The following is a 20,159-nucleotide window of genomic DNA, read 5'->3' as shown; positions in this document are numbered from 1 at the left end:
AACGCGGTTATAGCGCCAAACGCTGCGTCGCCAGGCGCAGCGCCTGCGGGCGGTGGCTGATCAGCAGGCAGGTCCGGCCTTTGATCAGCCTTGCCATCGCGCCCAGCACCGCCGCCTCGCTTTGCGCGTCCAGCCCTTCCGTCGGCTCGTCCAGCAGCAAAATCGGCGCATCCTTCAGGAAGGCCCGGGCCATGGAAAGCCGGCGCGCCTGGCCGCCGGAGAGGCGCTGCCCGGCCTCGCCCACCAGCGTCTCCAGCCCGCGCGGCATCGCCAGCACCTCATCCAGCAACGCCGCGTCGCGCAGCGCCTCATGCAGCTGCGCATCGGTCGCGTCCGCCCGTGCGATCAGCAGATTTTCCCGGATGCTGGTGTTGAACAGATGCGTGCGCTGCGCCACCACCGCGCACAGGCCGCGCATCGTCTCGCCATCCAGCCCGCGCAGCGCCTGCCCGCCAATCTCCACCCGCCCGGACTGATAGTCCCAGAAACGCAGCAGCACGTTGAACAGGCTGGTCTTGCCGGCCCCGGAGGCGCCGGTGATACCCAGGCACGCCCCCTCGGGCACGGTCAGGCTGAGGTCGCGCAGCACGGCCGGTCCTCCGCCATAGCCCATGCGCAGATGCGACAAACGCAGATCAAACCGCGCCGGGGCCAAAGCGGGCCGCGCGGGTTCGGCCAAGGCCGGGGGCAGATCGACAATCTCGAAAATCCGCCGCGCCGCCGCCCGGCCTTCACCCAACGCCTGATAGGCGGCGGGCAGGGCGGCAACCGCCTCGAACCCGGCCAGCACGAACAGCCCCAGCATCGCAAAATCCGGGCCGGAGAGCGCGGGGCCAGCGGCCAGCAGCACGAGCAGAACCGCCCATAAGGTCAGGTTCGCGACCAGCCCGCCCCCTTCATTGCCGGCGGCCGCCAGCCGCGCCCCGCGCCGCTGCGCTGCAAGGGCGGTGTGGCCGGCTTCCAGGCACAGCCTGGTCTGGCGCGGCAAGGCGCCATCCAGCAGCAGCTCATCATAGCCACGCAGCAGCGCGCTCAGCGCCGCCGCCTGCTGCCCCCGCGCTTGCGCCAACGCCGCCCCGGGCGCGCTTCCCAGGCGCTGGGTGAGCAGCGGCAGCGCCAGCCCGGCCAAGAGCAGCCCGGCCAGCATCACCGCCGCCGACGCGAAGCTGAACCGGGCCAGGAAGACCACCAGCAACGGCACGCAGAGCAACGCCGCCAGGCTGGGCACCAGCACCCGCAGATAGAAGGTCTCCAGACTGTCGATATCGGCGCGCATCCGGCTCAGCATATCGCCGCTGCGCTGGCCCTGCAGCCGCGCCGGGGCCAGCGGCTCCAGCCGCTCATAGAACCAGACGCGCAAGGCGCTCAGCTGCCGGAAGGTGGCGTCATGCGTCACCAGCCGCTCGCCATAGCGCCCGACGCTGCGCAGCACCGCCAGCCCGCGTATGGCGGCGGCCGGGGTGAAATATTCGATCATCGGCCCGCCATGCCCGGCCAGCGCCATGGCGGCGATGAACCAGCCGGAAAGGGCAAGCAGGGCCACATTCGCCAGGATCACCCCGGCGGAGAGCAACACCCCCGCCAGCGCCCAGCCCCAGCCGGCCCCCAGCAGCGATAAAAGCCGGCGCAAATCCCTCATGCCGCCCCCTCATAGGCCGCCAGCGCGGCGCGATAGGCTCCGCCTTGCGCCAGCAGCGCGGCGGGCGGCCCGTATTCCACCACCCGCCCGTGCTCGATCACCGCAATCCGGTCCGCCGCGCGCACACTCTCCAGCCGATGCGCGATGACCAGAACAGCTTTCTCCTTTCGCAGCGCTGCGATGGAGGCGCGGATCTGCGCGGCGCTCTCTTCATCCAGGCTGGCATCCGGCTCGTCCAGCACCAGCAGATCGGCGTTTTTCAGGATGGCACGGGCGAGGGCGATGCGGCGCAGCTGGCCGCCGGAGAGGCTCTGGCCGGCTTCGTCCAGCCGGGTTTCGTAGCGCTGCGGAAAAGCTTCGATGAACCCGTCCGCATGCGCTGCCCGTGCCGCCGCGCGCAGCTCCGCATCGCTGGCTTCGGGCCGGGCGAGGCGGATATTCTCGGCGATGCTGACCGGAAACAAGGTCGGGCGCTGCTTCATCCAGGCGATTCGCGGGAGCCATGAAGCCGGGTCGATGCCGCGCAGATCCTGCCCATCGACCATGATCCGCCCTTGGCTTGGCAGCTCCAGCCCCAGCAGCAGCCGGGCCAGCGTGGTCTTGCCGCCGCCGCTCGGCCCCACCAGCGCCAGCATCTCGCCGCGCGCCAGGCTCAGATTGATCCCCTCCAGCGTCGGATGGCCAGGCTCGTAAGCAAACCCCACCCCCTCCAGCCGGATCTCGCCGATGCGCGGCGCGGGCAGCGCCATGGTCCCGGTTTGCGCCTCGGGCAAAGGTGTTTCCAGAAACGCGACAATCTGCTCGGCCGCCGCCACCGCGTCCATTCTGGCGTGATATTGCGTGCCCATATTGCGCAGCGGCCGGTAGAATTCCGGCGCCAGCAGCAGCACGAAGAAGCCGGGCAGAAAGGCCATCTCGCCGTAATAGAGCCGAAACCCGATATAGACGGCGACCATGGCGATGCTGATCGTCGCCAGAAACTCAAGTACCAGGGCGGAGAGAAAGGCGACGCGCAGCACCTCCATCACCGCGTGCCGGTACTCATCCGCCATCCGCCCGACGATGCGCGCCTGCACCCGGCTGACATTGAACAGCTTCAGCGTCGTCAGCCCCTCGATCACATCGAACAGATGCGCCGAGAGCTGCGCCAGCTTGCGCCATTGCCGCTGGTTCAGCGCCGCCGTGCCCTTGCCGATGACGATCATGAAGACCGGGATCAAAGGCGCGCTGAGCAGCATGATCAGGAAGGAGACCCAGTCCGTCGGCAGCACCACGGCGAGGATGGCCAGCGGCAGGAAGGCGGCCAGGGCGGTTTGCGGCAGATAGGCCGCGTAATAGGGGTCGAGCTTGTCCAGCCCGGTGGAAAACAAGGCGGCCAGCTCGCCGCTGCGCTGGCCGGCGATGAAGCGCGGCCCCAAAGCCGCAAGCTTTTCATGCAACGTCGCGCGCAGGCTGGTTTTGGCCTGGCCAGCCGCCTCGAAGGCCAGACGATCCGCTCCGAACCCGGCCAAGGCGCGCAGGGCGAAAACCCCCAGCAGACCCAGCAGCAGCTTCCAGAGCCCGTGCGGATGTTCCACATGGAACATCACCGCATCGACAATCCGGGCCAGCAGCCAGCATTGCCAGACCAGCAGCAGCCCGCCCAGCGCCCCCAGCCCGACCGCACCCGCCAGCGGCCGGCGCAGGGGCTTCGCCCGCGCTTTCAGCCAGCCATTCAGGGCTTTGGCCTGGGCGCGGGGCAGCGGGGCGCTGTGGGTAGCCATGGCTCAGTGATAGGCCGCCAGGGCCGAGATGCGGGCGCGGAACACCCAGATCTGATAGGCGTTATAGGCCAGCATCACCGGAATGAAGCCGCCCATCGCCAGGGTGAAGGTGAACAGCGAGACAGCCGGGCTGGCGCCGTCATAGATCGTCCAGGTGCCGGGGATCAGCCAGGGATAGATCGTCGCCATCATCGACAGCGCCATCACCGCGATGGCGAAATTCAGCCAGAGAATGGCGGCGATGTCGCGGTCCTGCTGGGCGGCGCGGCGCATCCGCCAGGCGGCGAAGACCACCACCAGCAGCACGACGATCCACACCGCCATATCCGGCCCCAGCCATTTGCCGCGCGCCCAGGGGAACAGGATGGCGCTGAGCAGCACGGTGATGGCGACCACCGCCAGCGCCAGCCAGAAGGCGGCGCTGGTCCAGTGCGCGGCCTGCTGGCGGATCGGCTCGTCTTTCTCAAACCGGGCGCGCACGAACAGCACGCCGGAGAGGGTGGTGGCGATAACGGCGGCGACACCGGTCCAGATGCTGAACGGGGTGAAGCAGCGCAGCGCCCCGCCGACATAGGCGCCGGGCGCGTTCGGATCATGGGTGATCGGAAAGCCGTTCAGCACTGCCCCCACCGCCAGCCCGCCGAAGAAGGCGACAATGAGGCTGGAAAACCCGAAGGCGTAATCCGAGAAACGCTGCCAGCGCGCGGCGGCCAGATGCCGGAATTCCAGCGCCACCGCCCGGGTGATCATACCCCAGAGCGCGATCATCAGCGGGATCATCAGATAGGAAAAGGCCGAGCCATAGACCAGCGGGAAGGTGCCGAACAAAACCCCGCCGGCGACCACCAGCCAGGTTTCGTTGGCATCCCAGGTGCCGGCCATGGCGGACATGATGGCGCCGCGCTCATGCTCTGAGCGGACGAAGAGCGAGAAGATCCCCGCCCCCAGATCCGCGCCATCCAGCACCACATAAAGCAGCACGGCGACATCGAGGGCGATCCACCAGGCGAAGGTGACGATGTCCTGAACTTGGGTGAATTCATTCATGATCGGATCTCCGCCTCAGACCGGGCGCACATAAGAGGGGGCGGCATGCTTATCGTGCGGCGCTGGCTCCAGCGCGCCCAGAGGCTGGTGGCCATCCTCGGCGACCGGGCTGGTGAGATCGGGTCCGGTGCGGATGATCTTCGCCAGGAAGTACCAGACGCTGCCCCACACCGCGAGCTCGAAGCCGAGATAGCCAACCATCCAGACGATCTCCTGGCCGACCCCCATCAGGCTCACCCCGTCCGCGGTGCGCATCATCCCGTACACCACCCAGGGCTGGCGGCAGATTTCGCGCACCCACCAGCCGCACCAGATGGAGATATAGGGCAGGAAGCCGGCGGCGATGACGGCGCGCAGGAACCAGCGCTGCCGCGCGATATTGGCCACGCCCAGCCTGCCGCGCAGCGCCAGGGCCAGACCCCAGAGCGCCAGCAGCACCAGCGCCGCGCCGGCCCCGGCCATCACTCGGAAGGCGTAGAAGGGGATCAGCACCGGCGGGCGTTGGTCGGCCGGGAATTCATCCAGCCCCCGCACCTTGCCGTTCCAGCTGTGGTCCTCCAGCAGGCTCAGCACATGCGGGATGGTGATGGCCCACGCATTGCCGTCGCCGCGCGCATTCGGCCAAGCCAGCACATGCCAGCCGGTATTCACCGAGCCGTCCGGATTATAGGTGTGGTAATGGCCTTCCATCGCGGCCAGCGCCGCCGGCTGGTCGTCCGCCACCACCCGGCCCAGACCATCGCCGAGATAGACCTGCAAGGGCGCGACGACGACCAGCGCCAGGATGGAGGCCCGCAGCGTCTTCTGGAACAGCGCCACATGGCGCTCCTTCAGACAGTACCAGGCGGAAATCGCCGCGACGAAGCCCAGCGCCAGCTCCACTGTCGCCAGCCACATATGCGGAAAGCCCAGCCAAACATCCGGGTTCAGCAGCGCCTTGCCCCAATCCGTCACCTGGAACAGCCCGTTTTTCAGCTCCACCCCGGCGGGCGTCTGCATCCAGCTATTCGCATCCAGAATCCACATCGCCGAGAGGGTGGAGGAGAGGGCGACGTTGAACGTGGCGAAGAGATGCATCTTGCGCGAGATCTTGCCCCAGCCGAAGATCATCAGCCCGATAAAGCCGGCCTCGTACATGAAGGCGGTGATCGTCTCATAGCCCAGCACCTGGCCGAAGAAGGGCCCGGCGGCGGCGGAGAAGCGGCCATAGAGAATGCCGAAGGCCATCTCCATGGTGATTCCGGTGGCCACACCGGCGGCGAAATTCACGATGAACAGCTTCTCGAAGAAGCGCACCAGCCGGTACCAGCTCTCATTCTGGCTGCGCACCCAATGCCATTCCGCCAGGAACAGCAGCGCCGCCAGCCCGATGGTCAAAGGCGGATAGAGGATATGCATGGTGGTGATCCACGCGAAATCCAGCCGCGACAGAAGGACGGATAGAGGGCTATCCTGCATCGCACACACTCCAGCTTCATTTTTACCGGGCCGTTCTGGCCTCGGAATCGTTAACGCAAATTCAAATCAGTCCGGCTGCTCGTCGGCCTCGGCGGGTTGGCGGCGCAGGCCGCGGCCCAGACCCGGCAGCTTGTTTTTCAGCTCCAGCAGCCCGACCACCTTGCTGCCCAGCCGCAAAAGCTGCACCAGCTCCTTGGTGTTCAGCCGCTGCACCTCGTCCGCCCATTGCACCAGCAGCTCGATCAGATCGTGCATCTGCTGCAAACGCTTCTGGGCGTATTCATCGGCCTCGTTGCCTGGTTTGGTGACGATGAGGTCGCGCAGCACCGAGAGGGTCGGGTCGATCTCGCGCTTGCGCCGTTGCTCGGCCAAGGTGCGGACGATCTGCCAGATATCGTCCGGGGTGGAGAAATAATCCCGCCGGTCCCCGGGCAGATGCTGCAGCCGCACCAGCTCCCAGCTTTGCAGCTCCTTCAGGCTTATCGAGACATTGGAGCGCGAGACGCCCAGCGCCGCGACGATCTCGTCAGCGGAGAGCGGCGCCTGCGAGGCGTAAAGCAGGGCATAGACCTGACCGACGGTGCGGTTGATCCCCCACCGGCTGCCCATCTCGCCGAAATGCAGCACAAAATTTTCGACCAAAGGTGAAAGCGGCACTCTTCCGAACTTTCAGTAATTTTTGAAATTACTGGAACTTCAGGCGCCCCTTTGTCAAGCTGTTCCTGGGCGGCGCAGCCCAGTCATGCCTTTCTGCTTGACCGGCCCGCGCATGGCGCCGGATAGAAAGCCATGCAGGTTCCCCAACGCGTCATCCGCCAGCGCCGCCAATATAATCAATGGGTCGGCAACCAGACGCTGGAGGATTTCGCGTTGCGATTCACCGCCACCCGGGCGCGGCGCGGCGCCTTTCAGGTGGCGAACACGGCCTTGGGCGCGGTCTCCTTCCTGGCTTGCGAGGCGATTGGCGGCTCCATCACCCTGACCTTCGGCTTCACCAACGCGATGGCGGCGATTGTCGCGGCGGGGCTGATCATGTTCCTGGTCGGGCTGCCGATCTGCGCGGCGGCGACCAGGCATGGCATCGATGTGGATCTGCTCACCCGCGGGGCGGGGTTCGGCTATATCGGCTCCACCATCACCTCGCTGATCTACGCCACCTTCACGTTCATACTGTTCGCCATCGAGGCCAGCATCATGTCGGCGGCGATTGTGATGGTGCTGCATCTGCCGCTCTGGCTGGCCAACTGCATCAGCGCGCTGGCGGTGGTGCCGATCGCGGCGCTGGGCATCCGCGTCATCAGCCGCATGCAGCTCTTCAGCCAGCCGCTCTGGCTGGTGCTGCAATTCGGGCCGCTGCTGTATCTCGCCGCGCGGGGCCTGCCGGATATCGCCGCCTGGACGCAGTTTCCCGGTGTCACCGGCAGCAATGGGCTGGCGCTGCTGCCCTTTGGCATGGCCACCTCCATCCTGCTCTCGCTGCTGCCGCAGATCGGCGAGCAGGTGGATTATCTGCGCTTCCTGCCGGCCAAACGCGGGGCAGGGGGCTGGGCGGCGCTGCTGCTCACCGGGCCGGGCTGGGTGCTCACCGGCTGCGCGAAAATCGCGGCGGGGTCGTTCCTGGCCTATCTCGCCATCGAGCGCGGGGTGGATTGGGAGCATGCGGCGCAGCCCGCCACCATGTTCCGCTTCGCCTTCCTGGAAGTGTTCCACAACCCGGCGCTGGCGGCGGGGCTGACGCTGGTTTTTGTCGTCACCTGCCAGATGAAGATCAACACCACCAACGCCTATGCCGGCTCCATCGCCTGGTCGAATTTCTTCTCCCGGCTCACCCATTCGCATCCGGGCCGGGTGGTGTGGGTGGTCTTCAACGTGGCGCTGGCGCTGCTGCTGATGCAGCTGGGCATTTACCGGGTGATCCAGAACATCCTCGGGCTGTATGCGAATTTCGCGGTGGGCTGGATGGGGGCGCTGGCGGCGGATCTGGTGATCAATAAGCGCCTCGGCCTCTCCCCGCCGGGGATCGAGTTCAAGCGGGCCTATTTGTACGACATCAACCCGGTCGGCGTCGGCGCGATGGGGCTTTCGGTGCTGGTTTCCACGCTGATGAGCTTTGGCGTGTTCGGGCCGGTGGCGCGGGCGGTGGCGCCGTTTGGCGGGCTGATCGTCGCTTTCGTCGCGGCGCCGGCGATCGCCTGGGCGACCAAGGGGCGGTTCTATCTGGCGCGGCCGCCGGAGGATGTGGCCGCGCAAAGCTGCATCGTCTGCGAAGGGGTTTTCGACGGGCCGGACATGGCCGGCTGCCCGGCCTATGGCGGGCCGATCTGCTCGCTCTGCTGCACGCTGGAGGCGCGCTGCCATGATCTCTGCAAACCGCAGGGGCGGCTGGCGCAGAGCCTGGAGCGCAGCCTGCCGGCGCGGCTGCGGAACTGGTCGGCGAAGCGGCTGGATGCGCGGATATTGCCGTTTCTCGGGCTGTTGCTGCTGTTCACCGCCATCATCGCCGCCTTGCTCGGCGTCATCGGCTATGAGTTCGGGGTGCTGGAGCCCAATGCCAGCGCCGCCGTGCGCCAGACCTTGCTGGTGGCGTTCTATGCCCTCTTCATCCTTGCCGCTCTGGCCGCCTGGCTGCTGGTGCTGGCCCGTGCCGGCAGCCGCGCGGCGGAGGCGGAGACCGGGCATCAGACAATGATGCTGCTGGATGAGATCGCCGCGCATGAGCGCACCGATGCGGCGCTGCAAACCGCCAAGGCGGCGGCGGAATCGGCCAATACCGCGAAGAGCCGCTATATTGTCGGCGTCATCCACGAAATCCGCGCGCCGTTGAACGCGATTTTCGGCTATGCCCAGCTCTTGGAAGCCGGCGGCACGTTGCGGCCGGACGAGGCGATCCGCACCATCCGCCGCTCCGCCGCGCATCTCTCCAATCTGGTGGATGGGTTGCTGGATATTTCCCAGATCGAGAGCGGGGCGCTGCATCTGCACCGGGATCTGGTGGATTTTCCGGATTTCCTGGATCAGCTCGTCGATATGTTCCGGCTGCAGGCGCAGGCAAAGGGGATATTGTTCAAGGATGAGCGCGCTCGCATGTTGCCGCGCCATGTGCACACGGATGAGAAGCGGCTGCGGCAGATTTTGATCAATCTGCTCTCCAACGCGATCAAATACACCCCCCGGGGCGAGGTGCGGCTCAGCGTGCAACGGCGCGGGCTGGTGACGGAATTCACCATCGCCGATACCGGCAACGGCATCCGGCCGGAGGATCTGGCGAAGATTTTCGAACCGTTCGAACGCGGCCATCTGCCCGCCTCCAACGCGCTGCCGGGAACCGGGCTGGGGCTGACCATCTCCAAGCTGCTGACGGAGATATTGGGCGGCGAGATTGCGGTGGAGAGCACGCCAGGGCAGGGCAGCGCCTTCAAGGTGCGGCTGCTGCTCTCCGAGGCGCAAGGGGCGGAGGCGGTGGCGCCGCCGCGGCGGATGACCGCCTATGCCGGGCCCAGGCGGAAGATTTTGATCGCCGATGACGATCCGGACCATGTGCGGCTGGTCAGCGATGTGCTGCTGCCGCTGGGATTCGTCGTGCTCTCGGTGGCGGATGGGCCGGCTTGTTTGACGCTGGCGCAGGATGCGGCGCCGGATCTGATCATTCTCGATATTTCCATGCCTTTCATGTCCGGGCTGGAGGTGGCGGGGGCGCTGCGGGCGCGGGGGGAGAGGGCGCGGATTTTGATGGTCTCGGGCAATCTGCATGATGTGACCCGCCCCGGTGAGGCGGATTATGACGGGTTCCTGGCCAAGCCGATCGATATCCGCGCCCTGCTGGAGAAGATCGGCACGCTGCTGGGGCTGGACTGGGTGTATGAGGCGCCAGCACCCGCGCCCCAGGCCGCGTTGGCCCGCCCGGATGAGGATGTGGTGGAGGAGCTGCGCCAGCTCGCCCGCATCGGCTATGCGCGCGGGCTGGAGGCAAGGTTGAAGACGCTGGAGGCGCAGGATGCGGCGCTGGCGCCGTTCTGCGCCGAGCTGCTCGGCTGGCTGCGCGGCTTCGAGCTGAAACGCATCCTGGCCTATCTGGATGAGACGCCATGAGTGCCCGCCGCGACCTGGTGCTGGTGGTGGATGACACGCCGGAGACGCTGGGGCTGCTCACCGACGCGCTGGAAACCGCCGGGCTGACCGCTCTGGTGGCGACCAGCGGCGAGGCGGCGCTGGAGACGCTGCTTCATGTGACGCCGGACCTCATTCTGCTGGATGCGATGATGCCGGGGCTGGACGGGTTCGAGACCTGCCGCGCCTTGAAGGCGCTGCCGGCGCTGAGCCCGATCCCGGTGATTTTCATGACCGGGCTTTCGGACACCGCGCATGTGGTGCGCGGGCTGGAGGCGGGCGGAGTGGATTATGTCACCAAGCCGATTGTCATCGATGAGATGCTGGCGCGCATCCGGGTGCATCTGGGCAATGCCCGCGCGGCGTTGCGCACACGGGCGGCGTTGGATGCGGCGGGCGGGTTTCTGCTGGCGGCGGATGAGGCGGGGGCGCTGCTCTGGTGCACCCCGCAGGCCGAGCAGCGCCTGGCCGACGCGCTGCCGGACTTTACCGCCGCCGGCTTTCGCTTGCCGGCCGGGCTGGAGATGCAGGCGGGCCCGCGCACGCTGCATTTTGCCCTGGTGGGGCGCACCGGCCCGGCGGAGCTGCTTTACCGCCTGACCGAGAGCGGCGGCGGCCAGGAGGAGGCGTTTTTGCAAACCCAGTTCGGCTTGAGCGCGCGTGAGGCGGAGGTGCTGCTGTGGGTCGCCCGGGGCAAGCCGAACAAGGATGTCTCGGATATTCTCGGCATCTCGCCGCGCACCGTGAACAAACATCTGGAACAGGTTTTCACCAAGCTGGGCGTGGAAAACCGCGCCTCGGCGGCCGCCCTCGCGGTAGGGGCGCTGGCCCGCCGAGGGTAAGGAAAACGCGCAAAAGTTTTTGGGCGAAGGCGGCCAAGGTTCCGCCGCTGCGCAGCAGCGGTGGAAAGCCGCCGGAGGGGCCGTTTTTTTACAAAAAAGCGGCGAAAGACGTTGGGGCCTTTGGGAAAACGCCCTCACCCCTGTGGCTCCCTTCCAGTCTGGCCCACTACGTCAAATGGCCCATGGCGCGCGGCGGCGCGGCAAACCCATAGTCCCCCATCACGAACGCGGGCTTGCCGCCAACAAGTGGGAGACTTTGATGACGATGAAAAAACTGGGCCTCGCCGCCGCCCTTCTCGCCAGCACGGCGCTGGGGCTGGCCGCCCCCGCCCATGCCGACGGCACCGTGAAGGTGGGCGTGCTGCAATCCCTTTCCGGCACCATGGCGATCTCCGAAGTGCCGCTGGAAAATGCCGAGCTGCTGGCGATCGACCAGATCAACGCCAAGGGCGGTGTGCTGGGCAAGAAGATCGTGCCGGTGGTGGAGGATGGCGCCTCGGACCCGGCGATTTTCGCGCAGAAGGCGACCAAGCTGCTGCAGCAGGACAAGGTGGTGACGGTGTTCGGCGGCTGGACCTCCGCCTCGCGCAAGGCGATGCTGCCGGTGTTCCAGCGCCTGCACGGGCTGCTCTGGTATCCGGTGCAGTTCGAGGGCAATGAATGCTCCCCCAACATCATGTATTCCGGCGCGCAGCCGAACCAGCAGGCGCTCCCGGCTTTGGAATGGGCCGAGAAGCAGGGCTATAAGAAGATCTTTCTGGTCGGCTCCGATTACGTCTATCCCCGCACCGCCAATTTGATCCTGAAGAAGCATATCGCGCATGACGGGCTGACCCTCTCGGGCGAGGATTATGTGCCGCTCGGCGGGACGGATTTCTCCTCGATCATCGCGGAAATCCAGAAGGCCAAGCCGGACATCATCATCAACACGCTGAACGGCGATTCCAATGTGTCGTTCTTCAAGCAGATGGCCGCCGCCGGCATGACCCCGGACAAGCTGCCGGTGATGAGCTTCTCCATTGCCGAGCCGGAAGCCAAGGCGATGGGCCCGAGCCTGCTGGCCGGCTCCTATACCAGCTGGAACTATTTCCAGAGCCTGCCGGGCTCGGCCAATGCCGATTTCGTCGCCGCTTATAAGGCGAAATATGGTGCGGACTCCGTCGTCGACGACCCGATGGTGCATGGCTATGAGGATGTGATGATCTGGGCCGATGCCGCCAAGAAGGCCGGCAGTTTCGATCCGAAAAAGGTGCGTAACGAGGCGGTGAAGCTCGGCTTCGTCGACAGCCCGCTGGGCCAGGTGAAGTTCGATGCCAACCAGTCCATGGTGCAGACCGGCTATATCGGCGAGCTGCAGCCGGATGGTCAGTTCAAGGTGATCTGGTCCTCGCCGTCGCCGATCAAGCCGGTGCCCTATGACCCGCTGACCTTCCCCGGCAAGAGCTGCGGCCTGCACAGCAACTTCTAAAACCTGTGAGGCGGCCCTTAGAGCAATATGTGTTTAGGTTGACGCGCCAGCGTCAAAATAAACACATGAAATTGCTCGCTAAAACAAAATCTAGAGCATCAAGCTAAAAGCTTGATGCTCTAGAGCGCTGAAAGTTCAGGTTGGCGCGTCGCGCCAACCTGAACGCGCTCTAAGCGTTTTTTGAGAGGCTGATTCACGGCTCAGTTTGATCGCTTCGCGATGCAATCTGAACCGATCAGGCTCTAGGGGCCGCGTTCCACTTTTAAACCCAGGAGGCCAATATGCATGAAAGCGCGTTTCTGATCGGCCAGGTTTTCAACGGCATTTCTGTGGCCTCCTTGTTCGTCATGGCCGCCTTGGGCCTGGCGCTCTCTTTCGGCCTGATGCGGGTCATCAATATGGCGCATGGCGAGATGCTGATGCTGGGCGGGTATCTCGCCTATCTCACGCTGCTGGTCGTGCCCGGCCCGCTCGGTATTCTGGTGGCCATGCCGGTGGCGTTTCTGGGGGCGGCCTTTCTGGGCGGCATCTTGGAACTCACCGTCATTCACCGTCTCTCGACGCGTCCCCTGGATACGTTGCTGGCCACCTGGGGCGTTTCGCTGATTCTGCAGCAGGCGGCGCGTAATCTGTTCGGCGCCATCGGCGTGCAGGTGGTGGCCCCGACCTGGCTGAACCATACCATCTCCTTCTCCAGCGGCATCCTCGCCGGGCTGACCCTGCCGGATACGCGGCTATTCATCCTGCTGATCGCGGCCTTGATCCTCGGCGGCGTGGCGCTGCTGATCAACAAGACCCGGCTTGGCCTCTATGTCCGTGCCGTCAACCAGGACCGCCCGACCGCCGCCGCGCTGGGCGTGAATGCAAGGCTGGTGGATCTGACCGTGTTCGCGCTGGGCACCGGCGTGGCCGGGCTCGCGGGCGTGATTCTGGCGCTGCTGGGGCCGGTGACGCCCACTGTTGGCCAGAGCTATATCGTGCCGGCCTTCCTTGTGGTGATTCTCGGCGGGCTGGGCTCGCTGGTTGGCACCACCATCGCCTCGCTGATGGTCGGGCTGTTTACCGCGCTGATCGAGATTTATGTCGATGTCAGCGTCGCCCAGGTGCTGCTGCTGGTCTTCGTCATTCTGTTCATCCAAATCCGTCCGCAAGGCGTCATCGCCGTGCGCTCCCGTGCGCTGGAGGGTTGATATGAAACCCGCACGTCCCATTACGCTGCTCGTTCTGGTTCTGGGTGCGGCCGCGCCCTGGATCATCTCCGCCTACGAGCTTTCTCTGCTCGGCCGCTTTCTGGCCTTTTCGCTGGTCGCACTCGGCATCATGCTCACCTGGGGCGAGGGCGGGATTCTCTCACTCGGCCAGGGTGTGTTTTTCGGCCTCGGCGGCTACGCGCTGGCGATGCATCTGAAACTCGAAGGGCTGGACCTCGCCAATGGCGACATGCCGGACTTCATGACCTGGAGCGGGGTTTCCGCTTTGCCGGCGCTGTGGCGCTTTTTCGTCAATCCGTGGCTCTCTCTGGTTTACGTGGTGCTGGTGCCGGGGGTTTTCGCCGCCTTCTTTGGCTGGCTGGTGTTTCGCCGGCGCATTGGCGGGGTGTATTTCGCGCTGATCACCCAGGCGCTGGCTTTGGCCTTCGCGACGCTGCTGGTCAGCCAGCAGGCGCTCACCGGCGGCTTTAACGGCCTCACCAACTTCTCCACCTTCGCCGGCTATGACATTACCAGCCAGGGCGCGGCGCGGGTGATCTATCTGATCACCTTCGTGCTGGTGGCTTTGGCTTACTTCTTCCTGCGCTGGCTGCTGGCGACGCGCTTTGGCACCATGCTGCGCGCCACCCGCGATGGCGAAAACCGCATCCGCTTCCTCGGCCATAACCCGCTGCCCTACAAAGTGGTGGCCTTCACCCTGGCGGGCATTCTCTCGGGCATTGGCGGGGCGTTGTTCACCCTGCATGCCGGGGTGATTTCGCCGGCGTTGGTCGGCGTGGTGCCCTCCATCGAGATGGTGGTGTGGGTCGCGGTTGGTGGGCGCGGCGTGCTCTGGGGAGCGATTGCCGGCACGCTGCTGGTGAATTTCGCCAAGGATGAGATCAGCTCGGCGTTGCCCTCGCTCTGGCTCTACGGGTTGGGGGCGCTGTTCGTGCTGGTGGTGAGCTTTCTGCCCGGCGGCATTGCCGGACTCTTCACCGATGCGCGTCTCTCGCCCCGTCTATTGCGCCGCCGCCAGGAGGTTGTGGAATGAGCCCGCTGCTCGCCCTCGAAAATGTCACCGTCGATTTCGACGGGTTCAAGGCACTCACTGATGTTTCGCTGACTCTGGAGGCGAATGCGCTGCGCATCCTGATCGGCCCGAATGGCGCCGGAAAATCGACCTTGTGCGATACCATCATCGGCAGGGTGCGGCCAACGGCAGGGCGCATCCTGTTCAAAGGCGAGCCGATTACGGCACTGCCGGAGCAGGAGATCGTCAAGCGTGGCATCTGCCGGAAATTCCAGACGCCGGGGATTTTGCCGAGCCTGTCGGTGATGGAAAATCTGCTGGTCAGCGGCCGCAAAAACCGCGCCTGGTGGCGCGCCTTCACCACCCGCACGCCGATGGAAGAGCAGGCGCGGGCGGAGGAGATTTTGGAGACGATCGGCTTGCAGGACCGGCGCGACGTTCCCGCCGCCAGCCTCGCCCATGGCGAGAAGCAATGGCTGGAGATTGGCATGGTGGTGGCAACCGATGCGGATTTGCTGCTGCTGGATGAACCCACCGCCGGCATGGGCCCGCAGGATACGCAGCGCACCGCCGAGCTGATCCTCTCGCTGATCGGCCGGCACGCGGTGCTGGTGATCGACCATGACATGTCCTTCGTGGAGGCGCTGAACGGCTTTACCACTGTGCTGCATCAGGGGCAGATTTTGAAGGAAGGCAGCGTCGCGGAAATCCGCGCGGATGCCGCGGTGGAAGCGGTGTATCTGGGGAGGGCCAAAGATGAAGTTGCTTGAACTCGAAGCCGCCTGCGCGGCCTATGGCCAGAGCCAGGTGCTGTGGAGCATCGATATGGAGGTTGAGCAAGGCGCCGCGGTGGCGCTGATCGGCCGCAATGGCGTGGGCAAGACCACGCTGCTCAATGCCATCGCCGGGGTGCAGAAACTCACAGGCGGGCATTTGAAATTTGGTGGTGAGGACCTCACCGCCGCACCCGCGCATGGGCGCGCGCGGGCGGGGATCGGCTTCGTGCCGCAGGGGCGGCATGTGTTTCCGCATCTCACCGTGATGGAGAATCTCACCGTTGGGCTGGCCGCGCTGGCGGGGCGCAAGGCAGTGAAAGAGTCTGGCATTGCCAGCCATATTTTCGATTTATTTCCGAAGCTGACGCAGATTCGCAACCGCAAGGCCGGGCTGCTTTCGGGCGGCGAGCAGCAGCAGCTGGCGATTGGCCGCGCACTGGCCGGGCAGCCGCGTCTGTTGCTGCTGGATGAGCCGACGGAGGGGATTCAGCCGAATGTGGTGCAGCAGATCGAGGCGGCGCTGCGGCGGATTCGCACCGAGCTGGGGGTGACGATTTTGATTGTCGAGCAATATCTGGATTTCGCCTGGTCCTTTGCCGAGGCGTATCATGTGATGCAGCGCGGGCGGATCATCCGCTCTGGCAGTACGGCGATGGAATCCGCCAGCGAGATTTCGCATCTGGTGAATATATAATAGTTTTTGGTGCCGCTTTTTTCAAAAAGCGGCGAAAAACGTTCGGGGTGTTGGCACCATTGTTGCCAACACCCCGAACGTTTGTGGGGACTTTTTGAAAAAAATCCCCACACCCCGAAAAACTTTTGCAAGTTTATCCTGAAATTTCCAGCGTCACCCCGGTTTCCCTCAGCATCGTGGTGATCGCTTCCGGCGGCGGGGCGTCCGTGTAGAGCGCGGAAATCTGCGAAAGATGCCCGATCCTTACCATCGCCGGGCGGCCGAATTTGGAATGGTCGGCGAGTAGAAATACCCGTCTGGAATTGCGGATGATCGCCTGGGTGCACATCACCTCGTCCAGATCGTAATCGAACATGCCCCCCTCCTTGTCGATGCCCGAGACCCCGATGATCCCGATATCCGCGCGGAACTGCTCGAACATCTGCACGGCGAGCTGGCCGGTGATGGCGCCATCCCGGTTGCGCACCTTGCCGCCCGCCATCACAATCGAACAATCCTGGTTTTCGCTGAGGATTTTCGCAACATTGATGTTGTTGGTGATCACCCGCAGATTGCGATGCGCCAACAGCGCCCGCGCCGCCTGCTCCGTCGTGGTGCCGATATTGATGAACAAGGATGCGCCCTGCGGCACATCCCGCGCCACCGCGCTGGCGATGCTCTGCTTGCGCGCGAGATTGATCACCTGCCGGCGCTCATACTCCATATTCTCGATGGAAGAGGGCAAACCCGCGCCGCCGCGATAGCGCGAGAGCCGGCCTTCCGCGTCCAGCATGTTCACATCGCGGCGGATGGTCTGCACCGTCACCCCGAAATGCTGAGCCAGCGCCTCGATGGTCTGGAATCCCCGCTTCGCCACCAGCTCGACGATCTCGCTTTGCCGGTCTTCATTGCCTTGTTTCTCGGACAGTGCACTACTCCTTATGCCCCCATATTAGGCCGGTTTCCCGGCCTCCGCCAGCGCCCCCGGACGGTCGCTATGTTGGCGGGCGAACCGTGTTTTATGCTGCATGTGCGAAATCGAACTTAATTTTCGATTTAAATTTTCGATTGCGAACATCGAAAATTCGGTTTAAACGCATCTGCGGTGGCGCAGGCCAAGGAAACCCAAGGAAGGTACTGTTTTGGATCAGTCTGGTATCGTGGATCTGTTGATCGTGGGCGGGGGCGTGAATGGCGCCGCCATCGCGCGGGACGCGGCCGGGCGCGGGCTCTCCGTGCGGCTGGTTGAACAGCATGATCTGGCCCAGCACACCTCCTCGGCCAGCACCAAGCTGATCCATGGTGGCTTGCGCTATCTGGAATATTACGAATTCCGCCTGGTGCGCGAGGCGCTGATGGAGCGCGAGCGGCTGCTCAAAATCGCCCCGCATATCATCTGGCCGCTGGAATTCGTGCTCCCGCACGAGGCGCATCTGCGCCCGGCCTGGATGATCCGCGCCGGGCTGTTTCTGTATGACCATCTGGCCAAGCGCCGCACACTGCCCTCCTCCAAGGCGGTTTCGTTTGCGAAGCACCCGGCCGGGCAGGTGCTGAAGGGCGATTACCGCCGCGGCTTCACCTACGCGGATTGCTGGGTGCAGGATTCCCGGCTGGTGGTGCTCAACGCCATGGATGCGGCCGAGCGCGGGGCGGTGATCACCACACGCTGCAAGCTGCTCTCCGCACGGGTTGAGAACGGGGTGTGGCAGGCGCAGACCGAGGCCGGGCCGATCGCCGCCCGCGCCATGATCAACGCCGCCGGCCCCTGGGTGGCGGAGGTGCTGAACAGCAAGCTCGGCCGCAACACCGCCGCCAGCGTGCGGCTGATCAAGGGCAGCCACATCGTCACCAGGCGGCTTTATGAGGGCGACGAGGCCTTCATTCTGCAAAACCCTGACGGGCGCATCGTCTTCGTCGTCCCCTACGAAAACGAGTTTTCGCTGATCGGCACCACCGATGTGCCGTTCGAGGCGGACGCCAACAAGGTTGAGATTTCGGCCGAGGAAACCAGCTATCTTTGCGAATGCGTCAGCCGCTATTTCCGCAAGCCGATCACGCCGGCGGATGTGGTCTGGTCCTATGCCGGGGTGCGGCCGCTCTTCGACGATAAATCCGAGAATGCCAGCGCGGTGACACGCGATTATGTGCTGGATCTGCAGCACGATGCCAGCACCCCGCCGCTGCTTTCGGTGTTCGGCGGCAAGATCACCACCTCGCGCAAGCTGGCCGAGCATGCGCTGGAGAAATTGCTGCCGGCGATGGGCCGCAAGGTGGGGCCCTCCTGGACCGGCAAGGCCCCGCTGCCGGGGGGAGATTTCGAGGATTTCGACGCCTATCTGGCGCAGTTCCGTCAGCGTTTTCCGGCGCTGCCCGCCGCTCTGGCGCACCGCCTGGTGCGCAATTACGGCAGCCGCGCGGAACGTTTCGCCGCGGCGGATATGGGTGAGGATTTTGGCGGCGGCATCAGCGCGGCGGAAATCGCCTACCTGGCCGCGCAGGAATGGGCGCGAACGGCGGAGGATATTCTCTGGCGCCGCTCGCGTTTGGGGTTGCATGTGTCAGCGGGCACGGCAGCGCGTATCGATGACTATTTGAGCCGGATGCAACGCGCCGGCTGAAGGACTGCGATTTCAAAATGACAACGAGGAAACGGCAACACATGACAAAATATGTCGGCGCCATCGATCAGGGCACAACCAGTTCGCGCTTCATCGTGTTCGACAAGGCGGGCAATATCGTCTCGGTCGCGCAGAAGGAGCATAAGCAGATCTATCCCAAGCCCGGCTGGGTCGAGCATGACCCGCTGGAAATTCTGCACAACACCAACGAAGTCATCGGCGCGGCGCTGGCGCGTGCGGATCTCTCCGCCAGCGACCTGGTTTCCGTTGGCATCACCAACCAGCGCGAAACCACGCTGATCTGGGACAAATCCACCGGCAAGCCGCTCTATAACGCGCTGGTCTGGCAGGATACGCGGGTCGATCAGCTCTGCGCGGAATATGCGAAAAACGGTGGCCAGGACAGGTTCCGCGCCAAGACCGGCCTGCCGCTGGCGAGCTATTTCTCCGGGCTGAAGCTGCGCTGGCTGCTGGAGAATGTGGAGGGTGCGCGCGCCAAGGCGGAAGCCGGCGAGGCGCTGTTCGGCACCATCGATAGCTGGCTCGCCTGGAACCTCACCGGCGGCGCGAAGGGCGGGGTGCACATCACCGATGTCACCAATGCCAGCCGCACCCAGCTGATGAACCTCGCCACCTGCGACTGGGACGAGGACATGCTGAATGAATTCAAGATTCCGCGCGCCTGCCTGCCGAAAATCCTGCCCTCCTCGACCGTGTATGGCGAGATTACCACGCCGACCCTGCGCGGCGCCAAGCTCGCCGGCATTCTCGGCGACCAGCAGGCCGCCCTTGTCGGCCAGACCTGCTTTGCCCCCGGCGAGGCCAAGAACACCTACGGCACTGGCTGCTTCATGCTGATGAACACCGGCACCGAGCCGGTGCAGTCCAAGGCCGGGCTGCTGACCACTTTGGCCTACCAGTTCGACGGCGAGAAGCCGCGCTACGCGCTGGAAGGTGCCATCGCCATCACCGGCGCGCTGGTGCAGTGGCTGCGCGACAATATGAAGCTGTTCGACGTTGCGCCACAGATCGAGCCGCTGGCGAAATCCGTCGAGGATAACGGCGATGTTTACATCGTGCCGGCGTTCTCGGGGCTGTATGCGCCGTACTGGAAAGAGAGCGCGCGCGGCGTGATTGCCGGGCTGACGCGCTTTGCCACCCGCGCGCATCTCGCCCGCGCCGCGCTGGAATCCACCGCCTACCAGACCCGCGACGTGGTCGAGGCGATGGAGACCGATAGCGGCATCAAGCTCTCCAGCCTGAAGACCGATGGTGGCATGGTTGCCAATGAGCTCTTGATGCAGTTCCAGGCCGATATTCTCGACGTGCCGGTGATCCGCCCGAAAGTGACGGAGACGACGGCGCTGGGGGCCGCCTACGCGGCTGGGCTGGCGACCGGCTATTGGAGCAATGTCGAGGATCTGCGTGCCAACTGGCAGGTGGACAAGCAATGGACCCCGGCGCTCGCCGCCGATAAGCGCGCGCATTACTACAAATCCTGGAAGAAGGCGGTGCAGCGCTCGTTCGACTGGGTGGACTGAGCAG

15 protein-coding genes are annotated in these 20,159 nt (G+C 64.9%); 9 read left to right on the top strand and 6 right to left on the bottom strand.

The annotated features are described in order from the left end of the window. Positions 1-7: 7 nt before the first annotated feature. The 5 genes from cydC to ACZ46S_RS12180 all read right to left on the bottom strand — a co-directional run bounded on the left by cydC (position 8) and on the right by ACZ46S_RS12180 (position 6,549). Complete coding sequence (gene cydC / locus ACZ46S_RS12200) at positions 8-1,639, bottom strand: thiol reductant ABC exporter subunit CydC (protein WP_464061930.1); 1,632 nt, start codon at positions 1,637-1,639, stop codon at positions 8-10. Further along, positions 1,636-3,402, bottom strand: coding sequence for a thiol reductant ABC exporter subunit CydD (gene cydD, locus ACZ46S_RS12195; protein ID WP_464061929.1), 1,767 nt, complete (start codon positions 3,400-3,402; stop codon positions 1,636-1,638). The genes cydC and cydD overlap by 4 nt, the downstream gene beginning before the upstream one ends. Positions 3,403-3,405: 3 nt before the next feature. Continuing rightward, on the bottom strand, positions 3,406-4,449 hold the full coding sequence (locus ACZ46S_RS12190; protein ID WP_464061928.1) for a cytochrome d ubiquinol oxidase subunit II: 1,044 nt from the start codon (positions 4,447-4,449) through the stop codon (positions 3,406-3,408). A 15-nt stretch (positions 4,450-4,464) separates the two neighbouring features. Continuing rightward, positions 4,465-5,907 carry a cytochrome ubiquinol oxidase subunit I gene (locus tag ACZ46S_RS12185; RefSeq protein ID WP_464061927.1) on the bottom strand — a complete coding sequence of 481 codons (1,443 nt, stop codon included), beginning with the start codon at positions 5,905-5,907 and terminating at the stop codon, positions 4,465-4,467. Between the two features lie 66 nt (positions 5,908-5,973). Beyond that, positions 5,974-6,549: a GbsR/MarR family transcriptional regulator gene (locus ACZ46S_RS12180; RefSeq protein ID WP_464061926.1), complete on the bottom strand. Its 576-nt coding sequence runs from the start codon at positions 6,547-6,549 to the stop codon at positions 5,974-5,976. Positions 6,550-6,696: 147 nt separating this feature from the next. Here ACZ46S_RS12180 and ACZ46S_RS12175 point away from each other — a divergent pair, with 147 nt between their 5' ends. From ACZ46S_RS12175 to urtE, 7 genes are all read left to right on the top strand, one after another. Further along, positions 6,697-9,996 (top strand): hybrid sensor histidine kinase/response regulator, encoded by a 3,300-nt coding sequence (locus ACZ46S_RS12175; protein WP_464061925.1) that lies wholly within the window; start codon positions 6,697-6,699, stop codon positions 9,994-9,996. Next, positions 9,993-10,856, top strand: a complete 864-nt coding sequence (locus ACZ46S_RS12170; RefSeq protein WP_295742278.1) for a response regulator — start codon at positions 9,993-9,995, stop codon at positions 10,854-10,856. The genes ACZ46S_RS12175 and ACZ46S_RS12170 overlap by 4 nt, the downstream gene beginning before the upstream one ends. A 259-nt stretch (positions 10,857-11,115) precedes the next feature. Further along, entirely contained in the window at positions 11,116-12,324 is a 1,209-nt protein-coding gene (gene urtA / locus ACZ46S_RS12165) for an urea ABC transporter substrate-binding protein (RefSeq protein WP_295742282.1), read from the top strand. A 281-nt stretch (positions 12,325-12,605) separates the two neighbouring features. Beyond that, on the top strand, positions 12,606-13,514 hold the full coding sequence (gene urtB, locus ACZ46S_RS12160) for an urea ABC transporter permease subunit UrtB (protein WP_295746293.1): 909 nt from the start codon (positions 12,606-12,608) through the stop codon (positions 13,512-13,514). A 1-nt stretch (position 13,515) separates the two neighbouring features. Beyond that, positions 13,516-14,568 (top strand): urea ABC transporter permease subunit UrtC, encoded by a 1,053-nt coding sequence (gene urtC, locus ACZ46S_RS12155; RefSeq protein WP_464061924.1) that lies wholly within the window; start codon positions 13,516-13,518, stop codon positions 14,566-14,568. Next, complete coding sequence (gene urtD / locus ACZ46S_RS12150) at positions 14,565-15,317, top strand: urea ABC transporter ATP-binding protein UrtD (protein ID WP_295746297.1); 753 nt, start codon at positions 14,565-14,567, stop codon at positions 15,315-15,317. Before urtC ends, urtD begins: the two co-directional genes overlap by 4 nt. Further along, the gene (urtE, locus tag ACZ46S_RS12145; protein WP_464061923.1) at positions 15,304-16,017 is read left to right on the top strand and encodes an urea ABC transporter ATP-binding subunit UrtE; all 714 of its coding nucleotides are present in this window, start codon (positions 15,304-15,306) and stop codon (positions 16,015-16,017) included. Before urtD ends, urtE begins: the two co-directional genes overlap by 14 nt. Positions 16,018-16,150: 133 nt before the next feature. On the opposite strand, the gene ACZ46S_RS12140 is transcribed toward urtE, so the two are convergent. After that, positions 16,151-16,924, bottom strand: a complete 774-nt coding sequence (locus ACZ46S_RS12140) for a DeoR/GlpR family DNA-binding transcription regulator (protein ID WP_295745357.1) — start codon at positions 16,922-16,924, stop codon at positions 16,151-16,153. 214 nt (positions 16,925-17,138) lie between these two features. Here ACZ46S_RS12140 and glpD point away from each other — a divergent pair, with 214 nt between their 5' ends. Both glpD and glpK read left to right on the top strand, forming a co-directional pair. Beyond that, positions 17,139-18,614 carry a glycerol-3-phosphate dehydrogenase gene (glpD, locus tag ACZ46S_RS12135; RefSeq protein ID WP_464061922.1) on the top strand — a complete coding sequence of 492 codons (1,476 nt, stop codon included), beginning with the start codon at positions 17,139-17,141 and terminating at the stop codon, positions 18,612-18,614. Positions 18,615-18,655: 41 nt separating this feature from the next. Continuing rightward, on the top strand, positions 18,656-20,155 hold the full coding sequence (gene glpK / locus ACZ46S_RS12130; RefSeq protein ID WP_295745348.1) for a glycerol kinase GlpK: 1,500 nt from the start codon (positions 18,656-18,658) through the stop codon (positions 20,153-20,155). Positions 20,156-20,159 lie beyond the last annotated feature (4 nt).

The sequence above is a fragment of the Acidocella aluminiidurans genome (assembly GCF_055383125.1).
This window is presented reverse-complemented; position numbering and strand designations above follow the sequence as displayed.